The sequence below is a fragment of the Rhodococcus sovatensis genome (assembly GCF_037327425.1).
GTDB lineage: Bacteria > Actinomycetota > Actinomycetes > Mycobacteriales > Mycobacteriaceae > Rhodococcoides > Rhodococcoides sovatense.
Genome location: NZ_CP147846.1, coordinates 4724870 through 4750858 on the forward strand (window position 1 = coordinate 4724870; position 25989 = coordinate 4750858).

Annotated in this window: 21 protein-coding genes and 2 tRNA genes; 9 read left to right on the forward strand and 14 right to left on the reverse strand. The window is 63.3% G+C overall.

Features of this window, described 5'->3' with window-relative positions; all coding sequences use genetic code 11:
• Window positions 1–49: 49 nt before the first annotated feature.
• Genes WDS16_RS22035 through pknB form a run of 6 tightly spaced genes read left to right on the forward strand, consistent with a single transcriptional unit; the run spans window position 50 to window position 8290 of the window.
• A complete protein-coding gene (locus WDS16_RS22035; RefSeq protein ID WP_020112263.1) occupies window positions 50–514 on the forward strand; it encodes an FHA domain-containing protein FhaB/FipA in 465 nt (154 codons plus the stop codon).
• Window positions 511–1959, forward strand: a complete 1449-nt coding sequence (locus WDS16_RS22040; RefSeq protein ID WP_338887703.1) for a PP2C family serine/threonine-protein phosphatase — start codon at window positions 511–513, stop codon at window positions 1957–1959. The genes WDS16_RS22035 and WDS16_RS22040 overlap by 4 nt, the downstream gene beginning before the upstream one ends.
• Complete coding sequence (locus tag WDS16_RS22045; protein WP_338887704.1) at window positions 1959–3416, forward strand: FtsW/RodA/SpoVE family cell cycle protein; 1458 nt, start codon at window positions 1959–1961, stop codon at window positions 3414–3416. The genes WDS16_RS22040 and WDS16_RS22045 overlap by 1 nt, the downstream gene beginning before the upstream one ends.
• Entirely contained in the window at window positions 3413–4900 is a 1488-nt protein-coding gene (locus tag WDS16_RS22050; RefSeq protein ID WP_338887705.1) for a penicillin-binding protein 2, read from the forward strand. Before WDS16_RS22045 ends, WDS16_RS22050 begins: the two co-directional genes overlap by 4 nt.
• Before the next feature lie 7 nt (window positions 4901–4907).
• Window positions 4908–6362 (forward strand): serine/threonine-protein kinase, encoded by a 1455-nt coding sequence (locus tag WDS16_RS22055; protein ID WP_338887706.1) that lies wholly within the window; start codon window positions 4908–4910, stop codon window positions 6360–6362.
• Window positions 6359–8290, forward strand: coding sequence for a Stk1 family PASTA domain-containing Ser/Thr kinase (pknB, locus tag WDS16_RS22060; protein ID WP_338887707.1), 1932 nt, complete (start codon window positions 6359–6361; stop codon window positions 8288–8290). The genes WDS16_RS22055 and pknB overlap by 4 nt, the downstream gene beginning before the upstream one ends.
• 2 nt (window positions 8291–8292) lie before the next feature.
• On the opposite strand, the gene WDS16_RS22065 is transcribed toward pknB, so the two are convergent.
• On the reverse strand, window positions 8293–8934 hold the full coding sequence (locus WDS16_RS22065; protein WP_338887708.1) for an aminodeoxychorismate/anthranilate synthase component II: 642 nt from the start codon (window positions 8932–8934) through the stop codon (window positions 8293–8295).
• A gap of 38 nt (window positions 8935–8972) precedes the next feature.
• Window positions 8973–9725, reverse strand: coding sequence for a DUF881 domain-containing protein (locus WDS16_RS22070; protein ID WP_338887710.1), 753 nt, complete (start codon window positions 9723–9725; stop codon window positions 8973–8975).
• Between the two features lie 252 nt (window positions 9726–9977).
• Between WDS16_RS22070 and crgA the strand changes: the two genes are divergently transcribed.
• Window positions 9978–10241, forward strand: coding sequence for a cell division protein CrgA (crgA, locus tag WDS16_RS22075; protein ID WP_338887711.1), 264 nt, complete (start codon window positions 9978–9980; stop codon window positions 10239–10241).
• 65 nt (window positions 10242–10306) lie between these two features.
• The gene (locus tag WDS16_RS22080) at window positions 10307–10792 is read left to right on the forward strand and encodes a PH domain-containing protein (protein WP_338887713.1); all 486 of its coding nucleotides are present in this window, start codon (window positions 10307–10309) and stop codon (window positions 10790–10792) included.
• A gap of 15 nt (window positions 10793–10807) precedes the next feature.
• Here WDS16_RS22080 and WDS16_RS22085 read toward each other — a convergent pair whose 3' ends face one another.
• Together WDS16_RS22085 and WDS16_RS22090 are read right to left on the reverse strand one after the other, a co-directional pair.
• Window positions 10808–11713 carry a rhomboid family intramembrane serine protease gene (locus tag WDS16_RS22085; protein ID WP_338887715.1) on the reverse strand — a complete coding sequence of 302 codons (906 nt, stop codon included), beginning with the start codon at window positions 11711–11713 and terminating at the stop codon, window positions 10808–10810.
• 47 nt (window positions 11714–11760) lie between these two features.
• Window positions 11761–12288, reverse strand: coding sequence for a peptidylprolyl isomerase (locus WDS16_RS22090; protein ID WP_338887716.1), 528 nt, complete (start codon window positions 12286–12288; stop codon window positions 11761–11763).
• 77 nt (window positions 12289–12365) lie between these two features.
• On the opposite strand from WDS16_RS22090, the gene WDS16_RS22095 reads away from it, so the two are divergent.
• Entirely contained in the window at window positions 12366–12779 is a 414-nt protein-coding gene (locus tag WDS16_RS22095; RefSeq protein WP_338887718.1) for a hypothetical protein, read from the forward strand.
• 6 nt (window positions 12780–12785) lie between these two features.
• Here the strand turns inward: WDS16_RS22095 and WDS16_RS22100 are convergent, their stop codons facing one another.
• The 10 genes from WDS16_RS22100 to WDS16_RS22145 form a co-directional block, all read right to left on the reverse strand.
• Window positions 12786–14378 (reverse strand): alpha/beta hydrolase, encoded by a 1593-nt coding sequence (locus WDS16_RS22100; RefSeq protein WP_338887720.1) that lies wholly within the window; start codon window positions 14376–14378, stop codon window positions 12786–12788.
• A 107-nt stretch (window positions 14379–14485) separates the two neighbouring features.
• The gene (locus WDS16_RS22105; RefSeq protein WP_338887723.1) at window positions 14486–15484 is read right to left on the reverse strand and encodes a GGDEF domain-containing protein; all 999 of its coding nucleotides are present in this window, start codon (window positions 15482–15484) and stop codon (window positions 14486–14488) included.
• Window positions 15485–15785: 301 nt separating this feature from the next.
• A complete protein-coding gene (locus WDS16_RS22110) occupies window positions 15786–16733 on the reverse strand; it encodes an acyl-ACP desaturase (RefSeq protein WP_338887725.1) in 948 nt (315 codons plus the stop codon).
• Window positions 16734–16987: 254 nt separating this feature from the next.
• Window positions 16988–17060, reverse strand: a tRNA-Ala gene (locus tag WDS16_RS22115).
• Between the two features lie 203 nt (window positions 17061–17263).
• A tRNA-Ile gene (locus tag WDS16_RS22120) sits at window positions 17264–17337 on the reverse strand.
• A gap of 110 nt (window positions 17338–17447) precedes the next feature.
• Window positions 17448–18737: a DUF3566 domain-containing protein gene (locus tag WDS16_RS22125; protein WP_338887727.1), complete on the reverse strand. Its 1290-nt coding sequence runs from the start codon at window positions 18735–18737 to the stop codon at window positions 17448–17450.
• Between the two features lie 137 nt (window positions 18738–18874).
• Window positions 18875–21421: a DNA gyrase subunit A gene (gene gyrA, locus WDS16_RS22130; RefSeq protein WP_338887729.1), complete on the reverse strand. Its 2547-nt coding sequence runs from the start codon at window positions 21419–21421 to the stop codon at window positions 18875–18877.
• A 49-nt stretch (window positions 21422–21470) separates the two neighbouring features.
• Window positions 21471–23510 (reverse strand): DNA topoisomerase (ATP-hydrolyzing) subunit B, encoded by a 2040-nt coding sequence (gene gyrB / locus WDS16_RS22135; protein WP_338887731.1) that lies wholly within the window; start codon window positions 23508–23510, stop codon window positions 21471–21473.
• 293 nt (window positions 23511–23803) lie between these two features.
• The gene (locus WDS16_RS22140) at window positions 23804–24943 is read right to left on the reverse strand and encodes a PDR/VanB family oxidoreductase (protein ID WP_422395853.1); all 1140 of its coding nucleotides are present in this window, start codon (window positions 24941–24943) and stop codon (window positions 23804–23806) included.
• Window positions 24943–25929 (reverse strand): metal-dependent hydrolase, encoded by a 987-nt coding sequence (locus WDS16_RS22145; protein ID WP_338887735.1) that lies wholly within the window; start codon window positions 25927–25929, stop codon window positions 24943–24945. The genes WDS16_RS22140 and WDS16_RS22145 overlap by 1 nt, the downstream gene beginning before the upstream one ends.
• Window positions 25930–25989 lie beyond the last annotated feature (60 nt).

Sequence of the window (25989 nt, forward strand, 5' to 3'; positions counted from 1 at the left end):
GTTGCTCGACGGCGATGATCAAGGACGGTTGCGAAGGAGGTGGAGGGCTGTGCAGGGCTTGATACTGCAGTTGACCCGAGCGGGTTTTCTGCTATTGCTGTGGTTCTTCGTCTGGGCCGTTCTTCGGACTCTTCGGAGTGACATCTATGCGGCGTCCGGCATGCGAATGCCCGCGCGGTACTCCGGCGGATCGAAAGTTCTTCCGTCGTTCAACAAACAGAAGGTTGCCAAGAATCTAGTGGTGACACAGGGCGGCCTCGCCGGAACAAGAATTTCACTCGGCACTCAGCCGGTGCTCATCGGCCGTGCCGACGATTCGACGCTGGTACTGACCGACGACTACGCGTCGACGCGGCACGCGCGCATCTCGCCGCGCGGCGGCGACTGGTACGTCGAGGACCTCGGTTCCACCAACGGCACCTACCTCGACCGAGCCAAGGTGACCACGGCCGTACGTGTCCCGCTCGGTACCCCGGTCCGTGTCGGTAAAACCGTGATAGAGCTGCGCCCGTGACCCTGGTACTCCGGTATGCAGCGCGCAGCGATCGCGGACTGGTCCGCTCGAACAACGAGGATTCGGTCTACGCAGGCGCACGCCTTCTCGCGCTTGCCGACGGTATGGGTGGACATGCTGCGGGCGAGGTCGCATCGCAACTGATGATCGCCGCTCTGGCCCACCTCGACGACGACGAGCCGGGCGACGACCTTCTCGGCAAACTCGAGGCGGCGACCCGAGAGGGCAACGCGTCCATCGCCGATCAGGTAGAGGAAGAACCCGAGCTCGACGGCATGGGCACCACATTGACCGCAATTCTGTTCGCGGGCAGGAAGATCGGACTCGTCCATATCGGCGATTCCCGCGCCTACATGCTGCGCGAGACGAAGCTGACGCAGATCACTCGAGACGACACGTTCGTCCAGTCGCTCGTCGACGAAGGGCGTATCACCGCCGAACAGGCGCACACCCACCCGCAGCGGTCGCTGATCATGCGGGCGCTCACCGGCAACGAAATCGAGCCGACACTGACGGTTCGCGAAGCTCGCGCCGGCGACAGATACCTGCTGTGCTCGGACGGTCTGTCCGATGTCGTCAGCGACGAAACCATCGAGAACACGATGAACGAGGGTGATTGCGCGGAATGCGCAGACCGACTCATCGAACTCGCGCTGCGAAGCGGCGGACCCGACAACGTCACCGTCGTCGTCGCCGATGTCATCGATCTCGACTACGGGCAGAGCTCACCGATTCTCGGTGGCGCAGCCAGTACCGAGGACGAAGAGGATGCCCCGCCGCCCAACACCGCTGCCGGCCGCGCGGCCGCCATGCGGCCACCTCGGTCGACGCCCAAGCGGGTTGCAACCCCTCCCCCGGTGCCGGAGAAGAAGTCTCACAAACTTCGCTGGACCCTGGTGGCGTTGGCCCTCATCGCACTGCTGGTGGGCGGAGCGTTCGTCGCGAACACCGCCATCAGAAACAACTACTACGTCGGTGAGGACAACAATCGCGTCGCAGTGATGCGGGGCGTGCCCGGTTCGATCCTGGGCTACTCGTTGCAATCGGTGCATTCCATCGGATGCCTCGGCGACGACGGTGCGCTCACCCTGACGGCACCGGACACTGCTCCGAGCAATTGCGAGGTCTTCGAGATCGACGATCTCGCGCCGGCCGCTCGTGAGCAGGTTCGCGCGGGACTACCGTCGGGCAAGCTCGATGACGCGAACGGGCAGATGAATCGACTCGCGTCGGGCGACCTTCTTCCCGAGTGCGCGGCTGTCGCTGAGGTGACCACCACGACCGAAGCCCCGGCGCCCACATCGGCGCCCCCCGCGGCGCCTCCTGCCGATCCCGCCGCACCGCCCGCAGATCCGGCAGCTCCCCCGGCGGAACCGGCGCCGACCACCACACCCGCGCCTACGGTGCCTCAACTGCCTGGTCAGAACTGCAGGGCCGGTACTTGATGAGCTCCAATCCATCTGTGGGGGCGTCCTTTCCGAGCCCACCGGGCGGATTCGCGCCCGCTCCCGTCCAGTCCAATCGTCGAAACGTCGAATTGCTGCTCCTTGGCATCGCCGTTCTGATCACCACGTTCTCGCTGGTGCTCGTCGAGGCGAGCCAGGAACAGGCAGTCACGTGGGATCTCGCCAAGTACGGCCTTGCCTATCTCGCGCTCGTCACGATTGCGCATCTGGCAGTGCGCAGGTTCGCGCCGTACGCGGATCCGCTGCTGCTTCCGATCGTGGCGTTGCTCAACGGGCTCGGTTTGGTTCTGATTCACCGGCTCGATCTGGCGGATCAGCAATCCGCCGAATATCTAGGGCAGGAGATTCCGTCGCCCGACGCGACCCAGCAGGTGCTGTGGACAACGCTTGCGATCGCCGGTTTCATCGTGCTTCTCGTGCTTCTTCGCGACTACCGAACCCTGGCTCGGTACAGCTACACCGTCGGTTTGTGCGGTCTGGTGCTGTTGGCGATCCCAGCGCTTCTCCCGTCGGCCTTTTCCGAGGTGAACGGTTCCAAGATCTGGATCAGGCTGCCCGGGTTCAGCATTCAGCCCGGCGAGTTCGCCAAGATACTGCTGTTGATCTTCTTCGCGTCGCTACTCGTCGCCAAGCGAGAGCTGTTCACCACCGCAGGTAAGCACTTCCTCGGCATGGACTTTCCGCGTGCACGCGATCTCGGACCGATTCTGCTGGTGTGGATCGTCTCCGTCGGAGTCCTCGTCTTCGAGAAGGACCTCGGATCATCACTGCTGATCTTCGGCACCGTGTTGGTGATGATCTACATCGCCACCGAACGCGTCGGCTGGCTCATCATCGGCTTCGGTCTGCTGCTGGTCGGATTTCTCTTCGCCTACCAGGTATTCGGCCACGTCAAGATTCGCACCGACACCTGGCTTCATCCCTTCGACGACTACAACGACACCGGTTACCAGATCGTCCAGTCGATGTTCAGCTTCGCTACGGGTGGTCTCGCCGGTACCGGCCTGGGCAGTGGGCGACCCTCACAGGTGCCGTTCGCGAAGACGGACTTCATCATCGCAGCGGTCGGTGAAGAGCTCGGTCTCATCGGGCTCACCGCCGTCCTGATCCTGTACTTGGTCTTCATCATCCGTGGGCTTCGCACCGCACTCGCCGTTCGTGACAGCTTCGGCAAGCTCCTCGCTGCCGGCCTGTCCTTCACGGTCGCGATTCAGTTGTTCGTTGTCGTCGGCGGCGTCACCAAGCTCATTCCGCTGACGGGTCTGACCACGCCCTATCTGTCCTACGGAGGATCGTCGCTTCTCGCCAACTATCTGCTTCTCGCACTACTGATCAAGATCTCCGACGCCGCACGTGAACCCGCGACGCCGAAGAAGAAGCCGGCCCCGGCAGCCCCGATCGCAGAGGCGCCGACCGAGATGGTGAAACGCTCATGAACACTCCTCTCCGCCGCGTGTCCATCGCCGTCATGGTGATGGTCGTCGCACTGCTGGCGAATGCCACGTACCTGCAGGTGATCAAAGCCGACGACTTGCGCTCCGATCCTCGCAACTCCCGGGTGCTGCTCGACGAGTACTCCCGTCAGCGCGGACAGATCTCCGCGGGCGGACAGGTGCTGGCCGCCTCGATCTCCACCGACGATCGATACAAGTACCTGCGCACGTATCCGCCGAATCAGTTGGCTCCCAACAGTCCGATGGCCAATGCCCCGGTCACCGGGTTCTACTCGATGCTCTACTCGAGCACCGGCCTCGAACGCACCGAAGATCAGGTGCTCAACGGCTCCGACGACCGCCTTTTCGGTCGCCGACTGTTCGATCTGATTTCCGGTCGCGATCCGCGTGGTGGAAACGTCGTCACGACCATCGACCCCGTCGTGCAGCAGGTCGCCTACGATCAGCTGTTCTCCAGGGGATACACCGGTGCCGTGGTCGCGATCGAGCCGTCGACGGGGAACATCCTCGCGATGGCCAGCTCACCCAGTTACGACCCGAACCTGCTGGCGAGCCACGACGGTGCCCAGACCACCGAGGCGTGGGACCAACTCAATGCCGATCCCGCCAAGCCCCTGCTCAACCGCGCGATCTCGGCGACGTATCCACCCGGATCGACATTCAAGGTTCTCGTGACCGCTGCAGCTCTGGAGAACGGTGCAAGCCCCGACGATCAGCTGACCGCTGCCTCGACGATCACGCTGCCGGACACCGAGACATCCCTCGAGAACTACAACGGGAGCACCTGTGGCAGCGGCGCGACCGCGGCGCTTCGGGATGCCTTCGCCCGCTCGTGCAACACCGCGTTCGTCGAACTCGGAATCAAAACCGGTGGCGACGCCCTGCGTGACACGGCGAGCGCCTTCGGGATCGGCGAGGAAACCACGTCGCTGCCGCTTCCCGTCGCCGACAGCACCATCGGATCCATTCCAGACGATGCAGCCCTCGGCCAGAGCAGCATCGGTCAGCGCGACGTCGCGCTGACCCCGCTACAGGACGCGGTGATTGCGGCCACCGTCGCCAACGGCGGCGTCCGGATGGCTCCGCACATGGTCAGCCAATTGCAGGCGCCCGACCTGTCGAACTTGTCGACCACAGCCCTCGACTCGAGGGGACAGGCGATCAGCGCTGACACCGCCGCGACATTGACGTCGCTGATGATCGGGTCGGAGAACAACACCGGTGGCGAGGGCAAGATCGCCGGCGTTCAGATCGCGTCTAAGACCGGCACGGCCGAGCACGGTACCGACCCGCGGAACACGCCGCCGCATGCCTGGTACATCGGCTTCGCGCCAGCCGAAGACCCGAAAATAGCCATCGCCGTCATCGTCGAGGACGGTGGCGACCGTGCCCTCGCTGCGACCGGCGGGTCGGTCGCAGCTCCGGTCGGTCGCGCTGTCATCGCTGCCGGATTGCAGGGGAGGTGAGCAACTCGTGCCACTGAAGAACGGTGCAGTCATTGCACAGCGCTACCGTCTGTTGCGATTGATCGCGACAGGCGGAATGGGCCAGGTGTGGGAGGCGATGGACAATCGCCTCGACCGCAAGGTCGCAGTCAAGGTGCTCAAAGCAGAGTTTTCCGAGGACCCGGAGTTCTTGCAGCGGTTCCGTTTCGAGGCTCGTACCACCGCGCAACTCAATCACCCCGGCATCGCAGGGGTGTACGACTACGGCGAGACGCGCGACGAAGCAGGCGAGTCGCTCGCGTACCTGGTGATGGAACTGGTCAACGGCGAGCCGCTCAACGCTGTGCTCGGACGGATCGGACGACTGCCGCTCGGCCACGCTCTCGACATGCTCGAGCAAACTGGCCGGTCGCTTCAGGTTGCGCACTCGGCAGGCGTCGTGCACCGTGACGTCAAGCCCGGCAACATCCTGATCACTCCCGCCGGTCTGGTGAAGATCACCGACTTCGGCATCGCGAAGGCAGTCGACGCGTCACCGGTGACGAAGACCGGCATGGTGATGGGCACTGCCCAGTACATTGCTCCCGAGCAGGCACTGGGAGAAGAAGCGACCTCCGCGAGTGACGTGTATTCACTCGGCGTCGTCGGCTACGAAGTTCTGTCCGGGACCCGTCCCTTCGTCGGTGACGGCGCGCTTACCGTCGCGATGAAACATGTCCGCGACACACCGGCACCTCTGCCGGCGGATCTCCCTCCCGGTGTTCGGGAGCTGATAGAGATCACGATGGCGAAGGATCCCGCTGCGCGTTATGCGAACGGCGGTGAGTTCGCCGATGCTGTCGCCGCAGTCCGTGCCGGCCGCAGACCGCCGGCGCCAGGTACCAGCCGAGGACCCGGCACCGGCAGGGTCATGATGCCCGGAGTGGTCGCGGCCTCAGCACCGAGCAGTACTCAGATGATGCCGACGTCGCACAATCAGTACACCGGTCCCCGTACGGGCGCCGCCGCGCCCGCGGAGCCGGAACCCACCGGAATGTCGTCGGCGCAGAAGGCTCTCGCGTGGGGCGGCGCCGGCTTGTTGTTACTTGCCATCCTCATCGGTGGCTTCGTGCTGTTGAACCGCGAAGACGAGACTCCGGCTCCCTTCAGCCCGGCCACGACGACGCAGCGGACCACGACGACCACCACCACCACCACCGAACCGATCACAACGACAACAGAACCGACGACAACGCGGCCGACGACGACGGAACCGACGACAACCACGACGGAACCGACCACAACGACAACAGAACCGACGACGACACAGCCGACCACGACACAGCCGACCACGACGACCACCAACGGCGGGCTCACCATCCCGCCATTCACCATTCCGGGCCTCCCCGGGACAGGCGGCGGCGGCGAAGAGGAACCGCAGGCCGCCGGAACCCCTTTCGTGGACAAAGACTCTTCTGGCACTGATCGACAAGGACAGCGATGACGACTCCCCGCAACCTCTCGTCCCGCTACGAGTTGGGCGAGATTCTCGGATTCGGTGGCATGTCCGAGGTCCACCTGGCACGCGACAACCGACTCGACCGCGACGTGGCAATCAAGGTGCTTCGCGCAGACCTTGCGCGCGACCCGACGTTCTATCTGCGTTTCCGCCGTGAGGCGCAGAATGCGGCAGCACTCAACCACCCCGCCATCGTCGCTGTGTACGACACCGGCGAGGCCGAGACCGAAGCCGGTCCGTTGCCGTTCATCGTCATGGAATACGTCGAGGGCAGCACGCTGCGTGACATCGTCCGAGGCGAAGGCCCTATGGCGCCGCGCCATGCGATGGAGGTCATCGCCGATGTGTGTGCGGCACTCGACTTCTCGCACCGCAACGGAATCGTCCACCGTGACGTCAAACCCGCGAATGTGATGATCAACAACGCGGGCGCAGTCAAGGTCATGGACTTCGGCATCGCCAGGGCCATTGCCGACAGCTCGAGTCCCATGACGCAGACCGCAGCCGTCATCGGCACCGCCCAGTACCTCTCCCCGGAGCAAGCCCGAGGCGAGCAGGTCGACGCCCGCTCCGACGTCTATTCTCTCGGCTGCGTCCTGTTCGAGGTACTGACCGGGGAACCTCCGTTCAAGGGCGACTCTCCCGTCGCCGTGGCCTACCAGCACGTGCGCGAAGATCCCGAGCTACCGTCGCGCGTCAATGCAGACGTGCCTCGCGAACTGGACTCGATCATCCTCAAGGCGATGGCCAAGAACCCAGCGAACCGGTATCAGTCCGCTGCCGAGATGCGCACCGACCTGGTCCGCGTGCTCGGCGGCCAACGTCCGAGCGCGCCGACGGTCATGAACGACGAGGATCGCACCACGATCCTCGGCTCGATGGATGCGCGGGCTCCACTTCCACGCTCGTCCACCGCGTCGGAGCCTGCGAGCACGGCCAGCGGCCGACACGCAGGTGTCGACGACGAAGGTCCCCGACACAGGGGCGTCCGAATCGCACTGCTGTCGCTTGCTGCAGTCGTGGTCGTCGCAATCATCGGCGGGTTCCTGTGGTCTCTCGGCCCCGGCTCGTCCCCGGCTCGCGTCGCCATTCCCGACGTGACCGGTCTGTCGGCATCGGACGCCCAGGCACGACTCGCGGAAGCAGACCTCCGGTTCGACATCGAGGAGAAGGCCGACGCGACAGTTCCCCCCGGCGCCGTGATTGCCACGAGGCCGGGGGCGGGTGCCGAGGTCGACACCAAGAGCGCAGTCAACCTGGACGTGTCCAGCGGTCCGGAACAGGTCCAGGTCCCGCAGCTCGCAGGCAAGACCCAGCAGCAGGCCGCACAAGCACTGTCGGCGCTGGGACTGGAACTCGACGGCGCCGTCGCTCGGGCAGCATCCACGCCGGAGAATCTGGACAAGGTCGTCGAGCAGAATCCGTCTTCGGGCGTCGGGATCACCGTCGGATCGTCGGTGAAGATCACCCTGGGCAGCGGACCTGCGCAGGTGCGAGTCCCCAACGTCGTCGGGCAGCAGGTCGAGGTGGCGCAGCCCAACGTCGAGGGGGCAGGTTTCCAGGTGAAAGTCGAGAACATCGACTCGAGCCAGCCGCTCGGCGAGGTCGTCTCGACCAGCCCCGCCGGTGGATCCAACGCAGTCGCAGGTGACACCGTCACGTTGCGCGTGTCCAATGGCGACAAGATCCCCATGCCGGATCTACTGGGGCTGACCGCGGCACAGGCAAAGACCGCTCTCGAGGCGGCAGGCTGGACCGGCTCGGCGACGAGCATCATCACGTCGCAGGAGAGCACTCTCGATCCGACCATGGTCAACCGCGTGGTGAATCAAGCCGAACCCGCTGGATCGGAGATCACCAAGTCACAGACGGTGAACATCAGCCTCGGTGTTCTGGGGATACCCGGCAGGTAGCGCTAGCGGAACGCGAGCGCTACCTGCGCCTCGAGCTGACCGATCAAGGCGTCGTCCGATTCTGCACCGCAGATCGACAACCAGTTCGCCAGCATCCGATGCCCGCCTTCGGTGAGGATCGACTCGGGGTGGAATTGGACACCATGGATCGGCAGCTCTCGATGGCGCATCGCCATCACCAGACCTGATTCGGTTCGTCCGGTGACTTCCAGTTCTTCGGGGATCGTGTCCTCGAGGACCGTCAACGAGTGATAGCGGGTGGCCGTGAATGGCTGCGGCAGGCCCTCGAGTACACCCACACCGATGTGGTGGACCGAACTGGTCTTTCCGTGCAGGAGCTCCGGGGCGCGATCGACCGTCGCTCCGAAGGCAGCTCCGATCGCTTGGTGTCCCAAGCACACTCCGAGCAGCGGAGTCCTCGCGGTCGCCGCTGCGGTCACCAGGTCCATCGTCGCGCCTGCTCGATGCGGGGTACCGGGGCCGGGGCTCAGCAGAATGCCGTCGAACTCGCGGGCGACCGCATCCCTGTCGTCGAGGCGTGGATCGTCGTTTCGCCAGACGGTCGCGTCCACACCGAGTTGGCCGAGGTACTGGACCAGATTGAAGACGAAGCTGTCGTAGTTGTCGACGACCATGATGCGCATAGTGCCAGCGTAAGGCAGTGGCCCCGTCGACCGACAGTTCACCCTGGCTGGGCGTACTGCATCCGGATCGACCCGTCGTACGCCGGAACGTCCACTTGCTCGGATGCGTCCGCGGTATAGCCGAGGCCGTACCGCAACGCGTACTGACGAAATACCGTGACGCCCGGCTCCCGGTCGAGGGATGCCGTCAGCTCGGTCGGATCCCCGATCGCTGTCACCACGTACGGCGGGCTGTACGTGCGGCCACCCAACAGCAGGGTGTTTCCGATGCACCTAGGAGCAACTCGACTTGCGATTCGTTGATCCTGCATCGCAATCGCAGTCGCACCGCCTGCCCACAGGGCATTGAGGACGCTCTGTACGTCCTGTTGATGTACGACGAGATCATCGGGCGACGCGTCCGATGCGTAGCGCCCGTCCGGACCTCTCGGGGCATCCGTCATCGTCACGACGACGCCCGGTCCCGACTCGGCCGTCATACCCGCGGGGGCCGTCAGCGGTCGAGTCTGCGCCAGCGCGTCGCCGACGTCGGCGTCGACCGTGCCCGCAGTGTTTCGAAGTTCGTCGACCCGCTCGGCTAGGTCGTCACGGATCGTCTCGGCATCATCGGCACTGACCTGCGCGGACCGCACCAGAGAAGACAGTCTCGTCGTGTCACTACGGCGAATCTCGTCGCCGTGCGAGAACTGCCTCGTCGTAGCCAGGAGCATCCCGACAACGAGGCACACCACCACTGTGAGTACCTGCCACACCAAGGATGTCGTCCTCGTGTGCCGATCGTCCGAGGGCATGTACTCCTCCGGTGCTCTCACCCGCGTTTCCGCTGAGCTAGCGTGTACAGGGCATGTGCTCAACATTGGGCATGTGTCAACACCAGACGCTACCTGCTCCAGCCGCGGGGCGATGCGAGGGTTGGATCGGCGGCTGGGCCGTACACAGGCCTAGTTGTCCACAACCTTCTATCCACAGGCGAGGTACCGGGTACGAGAGTGTTACTGCACGAACGACGGCGTTGATGCAGCAACGACAGAGAAGGGGAAAGCATGCCGAAGTCGAAGGTTCGCAAGAAGAAGGACTACGTGATCGCACCGGGGACGCGCACTCCCGGTTCGGTCAAGGCAGGTCCGTCCAGTCCGTTCTACGTGGCAGTGATGTTGGGATTCATGCTGCTCGGGCTGCTGTGGCTGCTCGTGTACTACCTGGCGGCAGAGAACATCTCTTGGATGAACAGCCTCGGAGCATGGAACTTCTTGATCGGTTTCGGATTCATGGTGGTCGGCCTCGTCATGACCATGCGGTGGCGTTGATCACCCGGTGTCGTTGATCGAACAGTCTCGAGTCGAGCTACTTACACGCGTGTTATTCATCCCCAATGTGGATAAAGCCTGTGGATAACTTATCCGACGATCCACAGGGTGTGGATGAACAGCGGTGGGCGACGCCGATGCCGGCCGTATTCGCACTTGCCTTCGGCGGATTTGCACTGGTCATCGCTGCGATATTGACGGATACGGATCCCGCCGGCCGGTTCTTGGTGACCGTGGCGGCCCTCGGCCTGTGGATAATTGCCGGTCTCGCGGCCTACCAGCGGCCACGTCTGTGGATGAACGACAGCACAGTGTCGATGAAACGACTCACCGGCGTGCAGACGTACCGACGCGAGGAGATCGTACGAATCAAGACGGTGAAGTACCCCCGCCTCGGACGGCGCGTACCGATGCTGGAGATGGACGTGCGCCGCGCTGGGGAAGACGACGACCGATTGGTCATCTTCGGCAGGTGGGATCTGGGGACGAACCCCCAGGACGTCTACGATGCCCTCGAACGCGGCGGGTTCGTGCCCGAAGCGTCACAGTGACCAGTTGTGAGTGAGCTACAGACCCATCAGAGACCGTAGGTCCAGAACTCGCACGCCGATGATGACCACAGCGAGCGCGGCAACTCCGGCCACGGCGATCCAACCCATCCGCCCCTGTGAGGACCCAGTCTTGTTGGGCAGAAAGAGGATGCCGGCAGTGGCAGCGGCTCCCGCCACAAGTCCACCCACGTGACCCCACAGTGAGATGCCGGGGATCGAGATGCTGATGACGATGTTCAGTCCGATCACGACGAGGACCGGCGTCGGACTTCGCTTCAGCTTGAGAAGAATGACCGCTTGCGCACCGAGTAGTCCGAAGATCGCTCCCGACGCACCTGCGGTAAGACTGATCGGCGCTTCGAGGACCATCACCGACGCACTGCCACCGAGAAGTGACACCGCGTAGACGGCGACGTACCGCGCGCGCCCCAGAATGGCCTCGACGTCTCTGCCGATGATGTAGAGGGCGAACATGTTGACCAGCAGATGTATCGGCCCAATATGCAGGAATCCGCTACCGAGAATTCGCTCGACATCGCCGGTTGCCACGGCCGGTGGGAACAGGGCCCAGGCGTCGAACAGGGACGAGTCTCCGGTGTTGTCCAACAGACTGCGGGACTGGAGCGCCGTCACCGCGAACGCCAGCACGTTCAACCCCATCAGGATGTACGTGACGCGGCCGTACGCGGCACCCATCGGTGCACCGGCCACTGTTCGTGCCCGACGCACCGACGCGTTGCCTGCGCGAACGCAGTCGACGCAGTGTTGGCCGACTGCAGCGGGCCGTAGGCACTCCGGACACGCCGGTCTGCCACATCTCGAACATGCGAGACCGGTGGGACGCTCGGGGTGTCGGACACACCTCGACTGAGGTGGGGTGGGCTCGTTGCCGTGCGCGCCACCCCAGCCGGGGTTCGTCATCGTCTTTCAGTCCTCCGCGTACAGGTATCTACAGCAGGTTGGTCGATTCAGGCCAGGGTGATGCTGTTGATGACAACCTCGTCGACGGGACGGTCGCCACGTCCAACGGGGGTACCGGAGATGGCGTCGACGACCTTCTTCGAAGCGTCGTCGGTCACCTCGCCGAAGATGGTGTGCTTGCGGTTCAGGTGCGGCGTCTTGCCGGTGGTGATGAAGAACTGCGAACCGTTGGTTCCCGGGCCGGCGTTGGCCATGGCCAGCAGGTACGGGCGGTCGAAGGAAAGCTCCGGGTGGAATTCGTCGCCGAACTTGTAGCCCGGTCCGCCGCTGCCGGTTCCGGTCGGGTCGCCGCCCTGGATCATGAAGCCGTCGATGACGCGGTGGAAGACGGCGCCGTCGTAGAACGGTCCGGTCTTTCCGCCCGAGGCGTTGGTGGTCGAGTAGTCCTTCGTGCCGTCAGCGAGACCGGTGAAGTTCTCGACCGTCTTCGGCGCGTGGTTGCCGAACAGTTCGATGATGATGTCGCCGCGGTTTGTGTGCAGCGTTGCCGTCGATGTCTTGTTTGGTGAAGTCACCCCACCATCGTGCCATTGACAGGCACTGGCCGAAACGGTGACGGTCATTCACACCCACGTTGTGGAACAGTGGGGGCATGACGAGCACATCGAAGTCTGAGCACTTCCGGGGCGTCGCAGCGAGCACCGGCGGAAATCTGATCAAGGCAGCGAAGATCTTCGGGACCGGATCCGCTGGGGTCGGCCTACAGCTCGCCACGCGCGGATACGCGCTGGCACGGCGTGAAGCTGATCGTCGCAAGACTCATCGTGCGCTGGCGACCTCCGCGCCGCGTGCCACCAACACAACGCGCGGATCGCTCTTGAGCACGAAGACGAGAAAATTCGTGGTGTTCGGCTCGCTCTTCGGTGCGGCAGCGGGCATCGCAATTTTGGTCTCCAAACGCCGGAACACGTTCGTCGAGCCGGCCGACGCGCCGCCGAGCCTGGAGGACTACGAGGAGACTCCGACGCCGGTCAACGGGTCCTCGGCCCACGCAGCGCGAAAGTAGCAACAGCTAGGAAACCTCGTCGGTCCGGCCGGACACGACGAGGGCGATGGTGCGCTGAGTCACGGTGCCATCAGACAGGTACTCGCTGTGACCGTGACTGTTCGTCAGCGTGCCGTCCGGCGAACGTGTGGCTACCGGGCGTACGCCGTCCAGTTCGCTCGGATCCCCGCCGAACAGTCCGGTGTCCGCCACCAGGTCGTCACGTGTTTCGGCGACGAACAGATGACCGGGTGGAATTGACAGCCTGGAGACGTCGTCGAATCCCAGTCCAGGGGAACCCACCGCAATCATCTCGTCGACGCCCGTGTCGTCGATTCCTCGCAGCGCGAGAGCGGCGGTCAGAGAACCGTACGAATGGCCGAGCAGAGTCAGATGCGGGTCCTCCGCGCGCGAGGCATCGAGACCGTCGAGAAACGACGACAGGCGGGCCGAGCCGACCGCAGCTGCCGCGGACGAGAGCACTGTCGTCTTCGGATCGAGCAGACTCCACCCAAGCTGCGGGGCCTGATAGTCCATCCACGTCACGCACGCGACACTCTCACCGGGTGAAACCAGCTCGCGCACATTCTGTTCGAGTGATTCCATGTCGCCGTCGTACCGCTGCATATCGCCGCTGACATCGGAGTCCAGACCAGGGACGAAGACTGCGACGTGTGTTGCAGTGTGGACGTTGCCGACGGCTATGGCCGCCAACGTGTCCTCGGCGCTCGAGTTGTCCAACACCAAGAGCTGGCGATTTCCCTGGTCGAGAACAGTCGAGATGGCGTCGAGAGCCTCGAGGCGCTTCTTCGTCTGTGCCAATCCGGCGTCGGCATTGTTCAAGAGACCACCGAAGAGGGTGGAATCGAGCCGACGACTCAGTTCGTCCGCTACGTCGTGCAGTCGGGCACGCTCGCGTACGAGAACCCTCCTGTTCGCCGCATCACGCACGTCGGCAGGTATACCGTCGAGGTTGCCGATGGTTCCGGGATCGTTCACCAGGAGCGAGGTTCGGTCGGACTGCGGAAGCAACTCCCAGAACGCCGCATTCGCCGGTGCCGTGTGGTCCTGCACCGTGCGGTCATGCACCGTGAGCGTCGCAGGTTCGATGGGAACCCCGTCACCGATCCGCGCCAGATCCGCGGTCGTATTCCGATCTATCTCCGTGGCGCGCCGGATTACCTCGGTCACCCGCTCGGCGAGATCGCGGCACAGGCGTGCGCGGCTGCGCGCTGTCTCCCACGCATCCTCGGAGCTGGTGGCATACAGCATAATTCCGTCACTGACGGCGCCGTCGACGTCGATCTCCAGCTCATGCTCGACGCTAGTCGATTCGCAGTCGAGTACTGCTGATCGGACGCGGTACATGTCGTCGGCGACATCGGCGAGGCATCGTCCGACGCGTACGAGTGTGCGCGCCGAGTCGCGATACTGCTCCCACGCACGAGCTATCGCATTCCGGGCAGCGTCGGACGCCTCACCGCGCCATACGAGCTCACGCGTGATCGATTGCAGCGCATCGCCGCCGAGCCGGAGATCGCGCGCGGTATCACTCACTCGATGCCCCAGCTGCGAGACCTCCGACGGGTTCCACTGTTGAATCTCACTCCACGACACCATGTCCTACCCCATCACCGATCCAATTCACGTGTGGGTAGTCAACCTCGAAAAAGTGAGGAACCGGAGAATCTATCCCCAGGCTGTGGATGGATTGTGTGGAGATTGCGTCAGCGCGCTATTCTCCACTCCGTTTCGTCCGGACCTGGTTCCTGCACAGGAGTCACTTTCGACGGGCGGCTGCGCTTCGCCCGGTACAGGTCAGCGTCGGCTGCCCGATAGATCTCGGCCCAACGCCTGGCCGAGGGCATACATACGAGGCCGACACTCCACTCGGCACGATGCGCCCGACGCAGACGATCGATGATCTGCCACGCTTCCGCCTCGAGGACGCCGGGCATGAAGAGCACGAACTCGTCACCACCGAGCCTGCCGAGCACGTCGCGGCGGCTCAATTCTGCTTTCCATGCTTTCGAAACGCGCGCCAGTAGAACGTCACCGGCGATATGACCGTATTCGTCGTTGATCTGCTTGAAGTTGTCCATATCGAGTACAGCCATGCTGACCGAGAGTCCACGTGCGGCACATGCCGGCAGCATCTTCTCCACCTTGGACTCGAATCCGAATCTGTTCAGGAGTCCGGTCAGGGCGTCATGAGTGGCGCTGTAGCGCATACGGCGAGCGAATGCGCCGAACACCTCGGTGGCACCGACCACGCCTAGCGCGATCAGGACGTAGGCGATGATCGAGGATTCGTAGGGTCCGATCGCAGCGCCGAGAACTGCAGAGACGGCGAGTACGGCAACCCAGATCCCGGCGTTGCGTTCGGACCAGAACGCGCCGATGTGCATGCCGAGAAACATGGTGGCTTGGACGCAGACGAGGAACGCCGCAAGAGTGTGGCTCGCCCCGAACGACAGAGCCACAGCAAGGATGCCCATGAAGGTCACCAGACCGATGGTGCGTTTGGGGCTCGGTCCCCTGGTGCGCATCAGCATGACGGTCGCGGCGATTCCCAGCGCGAGAGCGAGGAAGAGCGCGCCGCGTTCCAGCGAGTCGGAACTGCCCCACGACGCACTTCCACTGGCACCGAAGAGAAGTGTGGTGCCGACGATGTACACCAGGAGGGTCAGCCCCGACTCGTCGAGTTTCGATGTCACGGACATCATTCGGTCGATCATGGGGTCCGCACCTCGAACCAGTCGATCCCGGGATTCTTCGAACTTGGGACGTAGGTGGGAGTCGCTGCCCGATGAGGTCGCATCGGCACTATCCACCTCCCCAGGACATCGCGCTCAGTGTCGACGGCGACGTCGCTCGTGCGGGACTTTAACACTTTCCACCGGGGTTGGAGCTGGAGACGGGAGCGCTCTCTCGCTACGGCTCCGCCGTAGTGGCGCGGTTAAGTGCACCAGGGCGTACTCAACCGTGCAGGAGCGGAGCGACCCCCGCGCTGGAGCGGAGCGAGGGTCAGGAGACGAGTTCGGCGCGGGCCGCCTCCCGGGCCAGAAGTCGGTCCCGGGATTCTTCGAACTTGGTGGCTTTGGCGGAGAGCTCGTCGATGAAGAGCGCAAGGCGATCTCTGTCCTTTTCGCCTTCGCCGGAGAAGTCGTTGCGTTCGAAGATCTGCCATTTGCGCAGCACCGGCATCAGAACCTCGTCCAGGTGCTGACGGAGGTCGTAGATGCCGTACTTGGCCAATGCCATCGCGTTCTTGCGGAAGTTGGGCATGTTCAGCCCCGGCATCGCGAAGTCGGTTGCGACGTCGGCGATGGCCCGCACCGTCTGGTCGGGGGTCAGGTCGAGGGCGGCCGCCCCGAGGTTGCGGTAGAAAATCATGTGCAGGTTCTCGTCGGCTGCTATTCGAGCGAGCATTTTATCGGCAACCTCGTCCCCGCACGCCAGTCCCGTGTTTCGGTGCGACACTCTCGTGGCCAGTTCCTGCAAGGTCACGTACGCCACCGAATGCAGGAAGTTCGCGCCATCCATCGGGGCATCGACTCCGGTGGTCATGTGCTGCATGCGAGCGCGTTCCAGTTCGACGGGATCGACCGCACGGGTTACGACGAGGTAGTCACGCATCACTATTCCGTGGCGGTTCTCTTCGGCCGTCCAGCGACCGACCCAGGTACCCCAGGCGCCGTCGAGCGAAAAGTTGTCGGCCAGACCCCGGTGATACGACGGCAGATTGTCTTCGGTGAGCAGGTTGGTGATCATCGCGGTGCGAGCCAGGTCCGAGAGTCTCGATTGCGATTCATCCCAGTCGTCGCCGCCCATCGCAGCGAAGTTGCGACCCTCGTCCCACGGAATGTAGTCGTGTGGGTGCCATTCCTTCGCCATCGAAAGATGGCGGTTCAGGTTCTGTTCCAGTGTCTCTTCGAGTTCGGTCAACAATTCGGTGTGATCGAGGTTGCGCATCTTTTTCCTTCACACGGTTCACAAAGTTTCAGACGCGGTCGGATGACGGTAGGCGCCGACGTGACGCGTTCGACTATCAGCTGAACGCTAGGGCACCAGTGTGGTGAGAGTCACCGATGTTTGTCATGTCTGGACATGTCAGCACAGCGCGGCTGCCTCCTTGGCCGGGATCACAATCGATGCACCGGCTGGCATGACGAGGCAGACACGAAAAAGGACGCCCAACCGAAGTTGGACGTCCTCTTTCATTTCTGTGGAGCCTAGGAGATTCGAACTCCTGACATCTGCCTTGCAAAGGCAGCGCTCTACCAACTGAGCTAAGGCCCCGGGTGTATCTGTAATTCTCGAACTGCGCAAGCGAACAATACCTTACACGCTTGCGAACCCTTTCAGGCGGTGGAAACCTCGTGCCAGACACCGTCTCCGCTGCGAACCGAGCGCACCTTCGACACTGCTACTACCACTGTCACCACCACGCCGACGAGAACGAGAATTCTCACTTCTGTATCACCTCGCCGTCGTGTCCGGTGTGGGCCTAGGAGGACTTGAACCTCCGACCTCTTCCTTATCAGGGAAGCGCTCTAACCGCCTGAGCTATAGGCCCTCGTACCTCGGCTGAAGAAGAAGATTTCTCTTCTCGAACCGAGGAGTGAGGTTACCGTATCGAACCGCTGTACTCCAAAACGGCTCGATACGGCTTCCGCATACGAGCTCTCAGTCGCGGTCCGCCAACGTCACTTCGACGCCGCCGACCAGATCCGAGGACAGGTTGTAGATGAACGATCCGATGGTCGTCAATGCAGTGAACAACACCATATTGATGATGCCGATCACGGCGGCATAGCCGAAGACCTGTCCCGCACTGACCAACCCACCGTCGCCGGATTCATTGACGATCTCGGTGAATGCGCTGTTGAGGCGATCCCACACCCCCATGCCGTCGAGCACCGCGTACAGCAGGCCGACCGCGACCATCCACACGAAGAACAACGACACGGCAATGACCAGCGAAATCTTGAGCGTCGACCACGGGTCGATCTTCCGAAGCTGGATGGTCGCGCGCAGAGGCTCCCCGTCTTCACGAGCGGCTATGGCAACCGGCTGCGCGACGGGTCGGGCATCGGGCCCCGGCTCCGAGTGCCGAACCTCCGACAAGTCCGGCATGTCCTTCGCCAGATCCTTGCGCTCGATGTGGCGCGTCGGGCCGTCGATCCCCGCGGCCTTGCTCTTGGCAGCTTCACGACGCTGGGTCTTGTCTGCTGGTTTCTCCGGGCCGGTGTTCCCCGCTAGGGCTCCCTGCGCCGGATCACCGTGAGGCAGGGTGCCTCCCCGGGCCGACAGGTTCGTCTGCGGTTGATTCTGAGGAGACCGTTGTGGTCCCTGCTGGGGTCCGCCCTGCTGGGGCGCACCTTGACTGGAACCGCGCTGCCAGGGAGGAGCTCCCTGTGGCGCGCCGTTGCTCTGCGCGGGTGCACTTCTAACCTGCCCGGACTGCGGGTTCTCGAACGCAGCAGTTGCAGGCTGCCCCACGTCCCCCGGATGAAGTGGATCGAACGGCCGTTCCTCGACACGAGGTCCATCCGGACGAGGCGGTCCAGGACGCTCGGCCTCGACGCGGGGAGCAGCTTCGGTAGGAGGCTGCTGTGCTGCGCTTGGACGAGCTGGTGCAGACGGACGAGGCGGCACCGGCGGCTGCGGCTGGCCGTTCGCCGGTGGACCGGTCCTCTCCTGCTCTCGTGGCTGCGCGGCGGCAGGACGCGTCGCCGGAGGAGCAGTCGCCGGAGGAGCAGCGGGCTTCTGGTCGGCGGCGGGCTTCCCACCCGAACCGGCCGGCCGCGTCGGCGCACTCGCCTGCGGTGGGACCGAATTCCCGGAGCGCTCGGCAGGCGCCACACGGCCCGCAGCAGGCCCGTTTGCAGTTCCCGGGCGCTGAGGAGCGCCCTTCTGCGGGGCCTGCCCAGCCGGCCGACCGGAAGTCTGACTCGGCTCGTTCGGAGGCCGCACCGGCGGACGATTTCCGCCGTTCTGCGGTGGCTGCGGTCCCGGGCGGACCGCTGGCTGCGGACGCGCTGATGTCCGCGGCTGCTCAGCAGGCTCGCTAGGCGGGACTGGCCTGCTACCAGGCCGGTTGGGAGTGCTCACTACGACTCCTTAGGTGCTTCGTCTTCGGGAGAGACTGCGCCCGGCTCCGGTTCGTGTTCGTCGGCGTTACGGGCGATAGCGAGCAGTGTGTCGCCTTCTCCGAGATTCATCAACCGAACACCCTTCGTCTGTCGACCAGCCTTCCGAACCTGCTTAGCTGCGGTACGGATCACGCCTCCACCAGAAGTGATTGCGTACAGCTCGTCATCGTCGTCGACGATGAGAGCACCCACCAGGGTGCCACGCTTCGGGTCGTACTGGATTGTCAGCACGCCCTTTCCGCCACGGCCCTGTTGCGGGTAATCCTCCATCGCAGTGCGCTTCGAGTAGCCACCCGATGTCGCAACCAGCAGATACTTGTCCTCGCGTACGACGTTCAGCGACAACAGCTGGTCCTCGCCGTTGAACCGCATGCCCTGCACTCCGGACGTGGCACGGCCCATCGGACGCAACACCTCGTCGGTTGCCGAGAAGCGAATCGACTGACCCTGTGCGGAGACCAACAGCAGATCATCGTCCGAGGACGCCAACACCGCACCGACGAGCTCATCTTCACCGCGAAGATTCACGGCGACGATTCCGCCACTGCGGTTCGAGTCGAAGTCGGTGAGCTTGGACTTCTTGACCAACCCACCCTTGGTGGCCAACACCAGATACGGCGCATCCTCGTAGGTCTGGATTTGGATGACCTGGGCAATTCGTTCGTCGGGCTGGAACGCGAGCAGGTTCGCCACGTGCTGCCCTCGGGCAGTTCGGTTGGCCTCGGGTAGCTCGTACGCCTTCGCCCGGTAGACACGGCCCTTCGTGGTGAAGAACAGGATCCAGTCGTGGGTGGAGCAGACGAAGAACTTGCTGACGATGTCGTCCTGCTTGAGCCCTGCACCCTGGACGCCCTTGCCGCCGCGCTTCTGCGAACGGTAGAGGTCGGTCCTGGTGCGCTTGGCATAACCGGTCTCGGTGATCGTGACCACGACGTTCTCGCGTGCGATCAGATCCTCGTCGTTGACGTCTCCGTCGCTGGCGATGATGCGAGTACGACGGTCATCGCCGAACTTCTCGACGATTTCGGCCAGTTCGTCGCGCACGATCTGACGCTGTCGCTCTGGACGAGCCAGGATGTCCTGCAGTTCGGCGATCTCGAGTTCGATCTCGGCCAGTTCGTCGATGATCTTCTGTCGCTCGAGGGCAGCGAGGCGACGCAGCTGCATGGCCAGGATCGCGTCGGCCTGGATCGTGTCGACGTCGAGCAGATCGATCAAGCCGGTGCGCGCGGCATCGACATCGGGAGAGCGACGGATGAGCGCGATGACTTCGTCGAGAGCATCGAGTGCCTTGACCAGACCGCGCAGGATGTGAGCCCGTTCTTCGGCCTTGCGCAGACGGTAGCGGGTACGACGGATGATGACGTCGAGCTGATGGGCCACGTAGTAGCGGATCATCTGGTCGAGTCGCAACGTGCGAGGGACGCCGTCGACGATCGAGAGCATGTTCGCGCCGAAGCTCGTCTGCAGCTGCGAGTGCTTGTAGAGGTTGTTCAGCACCACCTTCGCGACAGCATCGCGCTTGATGGTGACCACGATGCGCATACCGACGCGGTCTGAAGATTCGTCGTCGATCTTGGAGATGCCGGACAGCTTGCCGTCGCGAACCTGCTCGGCGATCGAGGTGATCATGTTGTCCGGGTTGACCTGGTACGGCAACTCGGTGATCACGATGGTCGAACGACCGTTGGAGTCCTCTTCGATCTCCACGACGCCGCGCATACGAATCGAGCCACGCCCGGTGGAGTAGGCGTCGGAGATTCCCTGGCTGCCGACGATGAGGCCGTGCGTCGGGAAGTCCGGACCCTTGACGCGTTCCATGCATGCGGCGAGGGTCGTCTCCTCGTCCGCTTCGAAGTTGTCGAGCGCCCAGAAGACTGCATCACCGAGCTCGCGCAGGTTGTGCGGCGGGATGTTGGTGGCCATACCGACGGCAATACCGTTGGAACCGTTCATCAACAGGTTCGGTACCCGCGACGGAAGTACCGTCGGCTCTTGGGTTTTGCCGTCGTAGTTGGGGATGAAGTCGACGGTTTCCTCGTCGATGTCGCGCAGCATCTCCATCGCGAGCGGTGTCAGCCGGGCCTCGGTGTAACGCATGGCGGCCGCGCCGTCGTTTCCGCGGGATCCGAAGTTGCCCTGACCGTCGACGAGCGGGTAGCGCATCGACCACGGCTGTGCGAGGCGAACCAACGCGTCGTAGATCGAGGTGTCGCCGTGTGGGTGGTAGTTACCCATCGTTTCGGCAACGGGGCGTGCGGATTTGACGTAGCTACGGTCGGGACGGAAGCCCGAGTCGTACATCGCGTACAGCACACGGCGGTGCACGGGCTTGAGACCGTCACGTACCTCGGGCAGTGCACGACCGACGATGACGCTCATGGCGTAGTCGATGTAGCTGCGTTGCATTTCCTGCTGGATGTCGACCGGATCGATCCGGTCGCCGCCCTCGGCGTTCGTGGTCTGTCCGGGAGGCCCGACAGGAGGCTCGGTAATGTCCGACATCAATTCTCCTTTTAAGCGGAAGTCTTCGTGGCGAAAGCGGATTCAGGCATCACACGTCGAGGAATCGAACATCCTTGGCGTTGCGCGCGATGAAACTGCGTCGGGCACTGACGTCTTCGCCCATGAGAACGCTGAACAGCTCGTCGGCTGCGGCGGCATCGTCGAGGGTGACCAGTCGAAGCACTCGAACGGACGGATCCATGGTGGTTTCCCAAAGTTCCTTGGCGTTCATCTCGCCGAGGCCTTTGTAACGCTGGACACCGTCTTCGACGTTGATCTTGCGCTTGTTGGCAATACCCGCTTCGAGTAGACCGTCGCGCTCGCGGTCCGAGTACGCGAAGTCCGGTTCGCCGCGACTCCACTTCAGTTTGTACAGCGGAGGCATCGCAAGGTAGACGTGACCGTTCTCGATCAGCGGACGCATGAAACGGAACAGCAGCGTCATCAGTAGGGTGGAGATGTGCTGACCGTCGACGTCGGCGTCGGCCATCAGCACGATCTTGTGATAGCGAAGTTTGCTGAGATCGAACTCGTCGTGGATGCCGGTACCGAACGCAGTGATGATCGACTGGACCTCGTTGTTCTTGAGGACGCGGTCGATGCGAGCCTTCTCGACGTTGATGATCTTTCCGCGCAGCGGAAGGATTGCCTGGAACATCGAGTCACGACCGGACTTTGCCGAACCACCTGCAGAGTCGCCCTCCACGATGTAGATCTCGGACTTCGCCGGATCGTTGGAGCGGCAGTCCGCCAGCTTGCCGGGTAGCCCACCGATATCGGTTGCGCTCTTGCGGCGCACCAACTCTCGTGCTTTGCGGGCAGCCATTCGGGCCTGTGCCGAGGACACGGCCTTGTTGATGATCGTCTTGGCATCGGCCGGGTTGGACTCGAACCAATGTGCAAGGTGCTCGTTGCATGCCTTCTGCACGAACGAGCGAACCTCGGTATTGCCCAGTTTGGTCTTGGTCTGACCCTCGAACTGAGGTTCTCCGACACGAACCGACACGACGGCGGCGAGTCCTTCACGGATGTCGTCGCCGGTGAGCTTGACATCTTTCTCTTTGACGAGCTTCTTCTCCAGCGCGTACTTGTTCACCGTGGAGGTCAACGCGGTGCGGAAACCTTCTTCGTGGGTGCCACCCTCGTGCGTGTTGATCGTGTTGGCGAAGGTGTGAACCGATTCGGAGTAGCCGGCGTTCCACTGCATCGCGATTTCGACCTCGTGGCCCTCGCCCTTGCCGGTGAAACCGACGACCGAGCTGTGGATGGGTGTCTTCTTCGCGTTGATGTGCTTGACGAAGTCGACCAATCCATCCGGGTAGTGATAGGTGCGCTTGCGGGCTTTCGCCGGCTTCGCGTTGGCTGCCTCGGCCTCTTCTTCTTCCGCGGTTTTCGGTGCCAACGCGGTTTCGCCGAGCTCGTCCTCGGTGGCGTCGGTCGCAGCGACCCGCTCATCGGCGAAGTTGATGGTGAGTCCCTTGTTCAGGAACGCCATCTCCTGTAGGCGACGGTGCACCGTCTCGAAGCTGAAGTCGAGAGTCTCGAAGATCTTGCCGTCGGGCCAGAACCGCGTCTTCGTGCCCGTGTCTTTGGTGTCGCCGACGGTTTCGAGTGGGCCAGGCTTGGCGTAGTCGTATGTCTGTGTGTAGCGGTGGCCGTCGCGAGCGATCTGCAGTTCGACCTTGGTCGAGAGCGCGTTGACCACGGAGATACCGACTCCGTGCAGACCACCGGAGACAGCGTACGAGTCGGAGTCGAACTTGCCGCCGGCGTGCAGCTGGGTCATGACGACCTCGACGGTAGGGACACCGGAGGAGTGGATGTCGACGGGAATGCCTCGACCGTCGTCCTCGACCTCGACGCTGCCGTCTTCGTGGATGGTGACGTTGACGGTGGACGCATAACCCGCCATCGCCTCATCGACGGAGTTGTCCACGACCTCCCAGATCAGGTGGTGCAGGCCTCGCTCACCGGTGGATCCGATGTACATACCGGGCCTCTTGCGGACTGCTTCGAGTCCTTCGAGCACGGTGATCGACGAAGCGCCGTAATCCTTGTTCTCGGTCTTACCTGACTTCTCGGCAGCCACGGTTCGGTTGTTCTCCTTCAGCGTCTTCGACCCCCTCGCACCGAAGTCGGTGCTGCCGCGTGCGCACCTGGTGGTGCCACCGCACGATTTCGCCCCGCCGAGGCGATCGGCCCACCAGGGGCGACCGTTTCGGCAGAGCGGATCCGAAGGGCTATGTGTGTTACCGGTCCATACTACGGGTACCTGCCGACGGCATGGGGACGATGACACCCCGAAACACCCTCTGAATGCCTCACAGACGCATTTTCTCGCATTCCGGTGGCAAAGATGGACGGCAGATCCGTCCTCGGTTGCTAGAGGTCCAGTACGATTCGGCCGCCGGTGGCGCGGGAGACGCAGATGAGCATGTCGGTGTGTTGTTCTTCGGGTGTCAGTCGGGTGTCGCGGTGTTCGGGGGTGCCGGCGAGGACGCGGGTGCGGCAGGTTCCGCAGAATCCTTGTTGGCAGGAGTAGGCGATGTCGGGTCGGATTTTGCGGATGGCGTGCAGGGCGGTTTGGTCGGGGGCGACGGTGATGATGTCGCCGGTGTCGATGAGTTGGATTTCGAATTCGACGCCGCCGGTGACGGGGGGTGGGGAGAACCGTTCGAAGTACAGGTGGGTGGCGTCGGTGGCGTCGACGGTGGTGCGTACTGCGGAGATCATCGGTGGTGGTCCGCAGCAGTACACCGCGCCGCCGGTGACCTGGGCGAGGAGGTCTGCGGGGGTGGGGTGTCCGTCGACGTCGTCGGTTCGGATTCGGACGTGGGGGCTGTTCCAGGCTTCGATCTCGTCGAGGAACGGCATCGATTCGCGGTTGCGCCCGCAGTAGAGCAGTTGCCAGTCCATTCCAGCGGCCTGGGCGGCGCGCACCATCGGCAGGATTGCGGTGATACCGATACCGCCGGCGATGAACAGTGCCTGTCCGCGGGCGACGAACGGGAATCCGTTGCGGGGTCCACGTACGAGAATTTCGGTGCCGATGTCGAGTCGATGCATCTCCTGCGATCCACCACCGCCGTCGGGGATCAGGCGTACGGCGACGGTGTAGCTGGAGCGGTCGGCCGGGTCACCGCACAGTGAGTACTGTCGTCGCCGCCCGGATGGGAGATGCAGATCGATGTGCATTCCCGGTACCCACGCCGGTAGGTCGGTGCCGTCCGGGGATGTGAACGTCAACTGCACGACCTGCTCGTCGACACAAAGGACGACCCGCCGGGCCACGGTCAAGGCCAGGGTCTGCGCAACTGGCATCGCTGCATTCCCACTGCTGTTGCTGTCGGTGTGGGTAGTGCTGTGGTCGAGGAGGGCGAACCATTTGTCCAATGCGTCGGTGACCAAGGAGACGGTCTGATCGGGTATCGCCCGACCGTAGAGATCGGGTGGGATCGTCCGACCCTGCCTAAAGGTCTCGACGGTCTCGGTCAGAAGCGCCCACCTACGCCGCAGGCCCATCATCGGGCGGCAGCGCGCGCGGCCGGCGACGACGCCAAGTATTGGACGGCTTGTTCGGTGCTGCCTTCCTGCGCAGGGTGGTAACCGGATTTGAAGTACCGCAGTGACGCGGACATGATCATGGACGGCGACGGAAACAGTCCCCGACGTGCGACATCGCGGTACGCGCGCAGAGTCGGACGGCGTCTACGACGCGGTAGATGCGCCAATGTGGGGTCCTGCTCCATCAGAAACCGCACCCCGCGGGTCCAGAACCACACCAGAGTCGGGGCGATCGCGAGATAAGTGCGTAGTCGCCGGGCCGGGCGGACATCGAAGTACTGCATCACCTCGAACGCAACGGATCGGTGTTCGACTTCCTCAGCGCCGTGCCAACGCAGCAGATCGAGCATCGTGGGATCGAACTCGACCTCGTCGAGTGCGTGGGCGTTGAGAACCCAATCACCGAGGAACGCCGTCAGATGTTCCACCGCGGCGATCAACGCAACCCGCTCGATCAGAGAGTTACGGCTGTGACCCTCACGGTTGCCCAGAGCCCGCCCGAACAGGAACTGCATCTGCTCAACGTAGGGAGCGACGTCGATACCATGCCCGGTCAACGAGTCGAGAACCTGAGTATGTGCATCGGCATGGACTGCTTCTTGCCCGATGAATCCGATCACGTCGTCACGAAGTTGTTCGTCATGGATCAACGGCAACGCCTCTTTGAACGTGCGCACGAACCACTCCTCGCCTTCAGGAAGGAGCAGATGCATCACGTTGATCAAATGTGTCGCCAACGGATCACGATCGAGGTAATGCAGGGGCAACGACGCCCAATCGAACGAGACGTTCCGGGCCTGCAACACAACCCGATCGCCCGGCGCACGACCAGAAGCCGACCCGCCCGGTTCCTGCGAATATTCGGGTGAAGACACACATCCCTTTCCGAAAGTGGACGACATTTCGGCGACGATCCCGACCTCGTCGCCCGTTCCATCGATCACCGAGACGCTACGCATGGAGGCTCTGGAGAGCAACCAAGATCACTCTCGACCACTAATGTG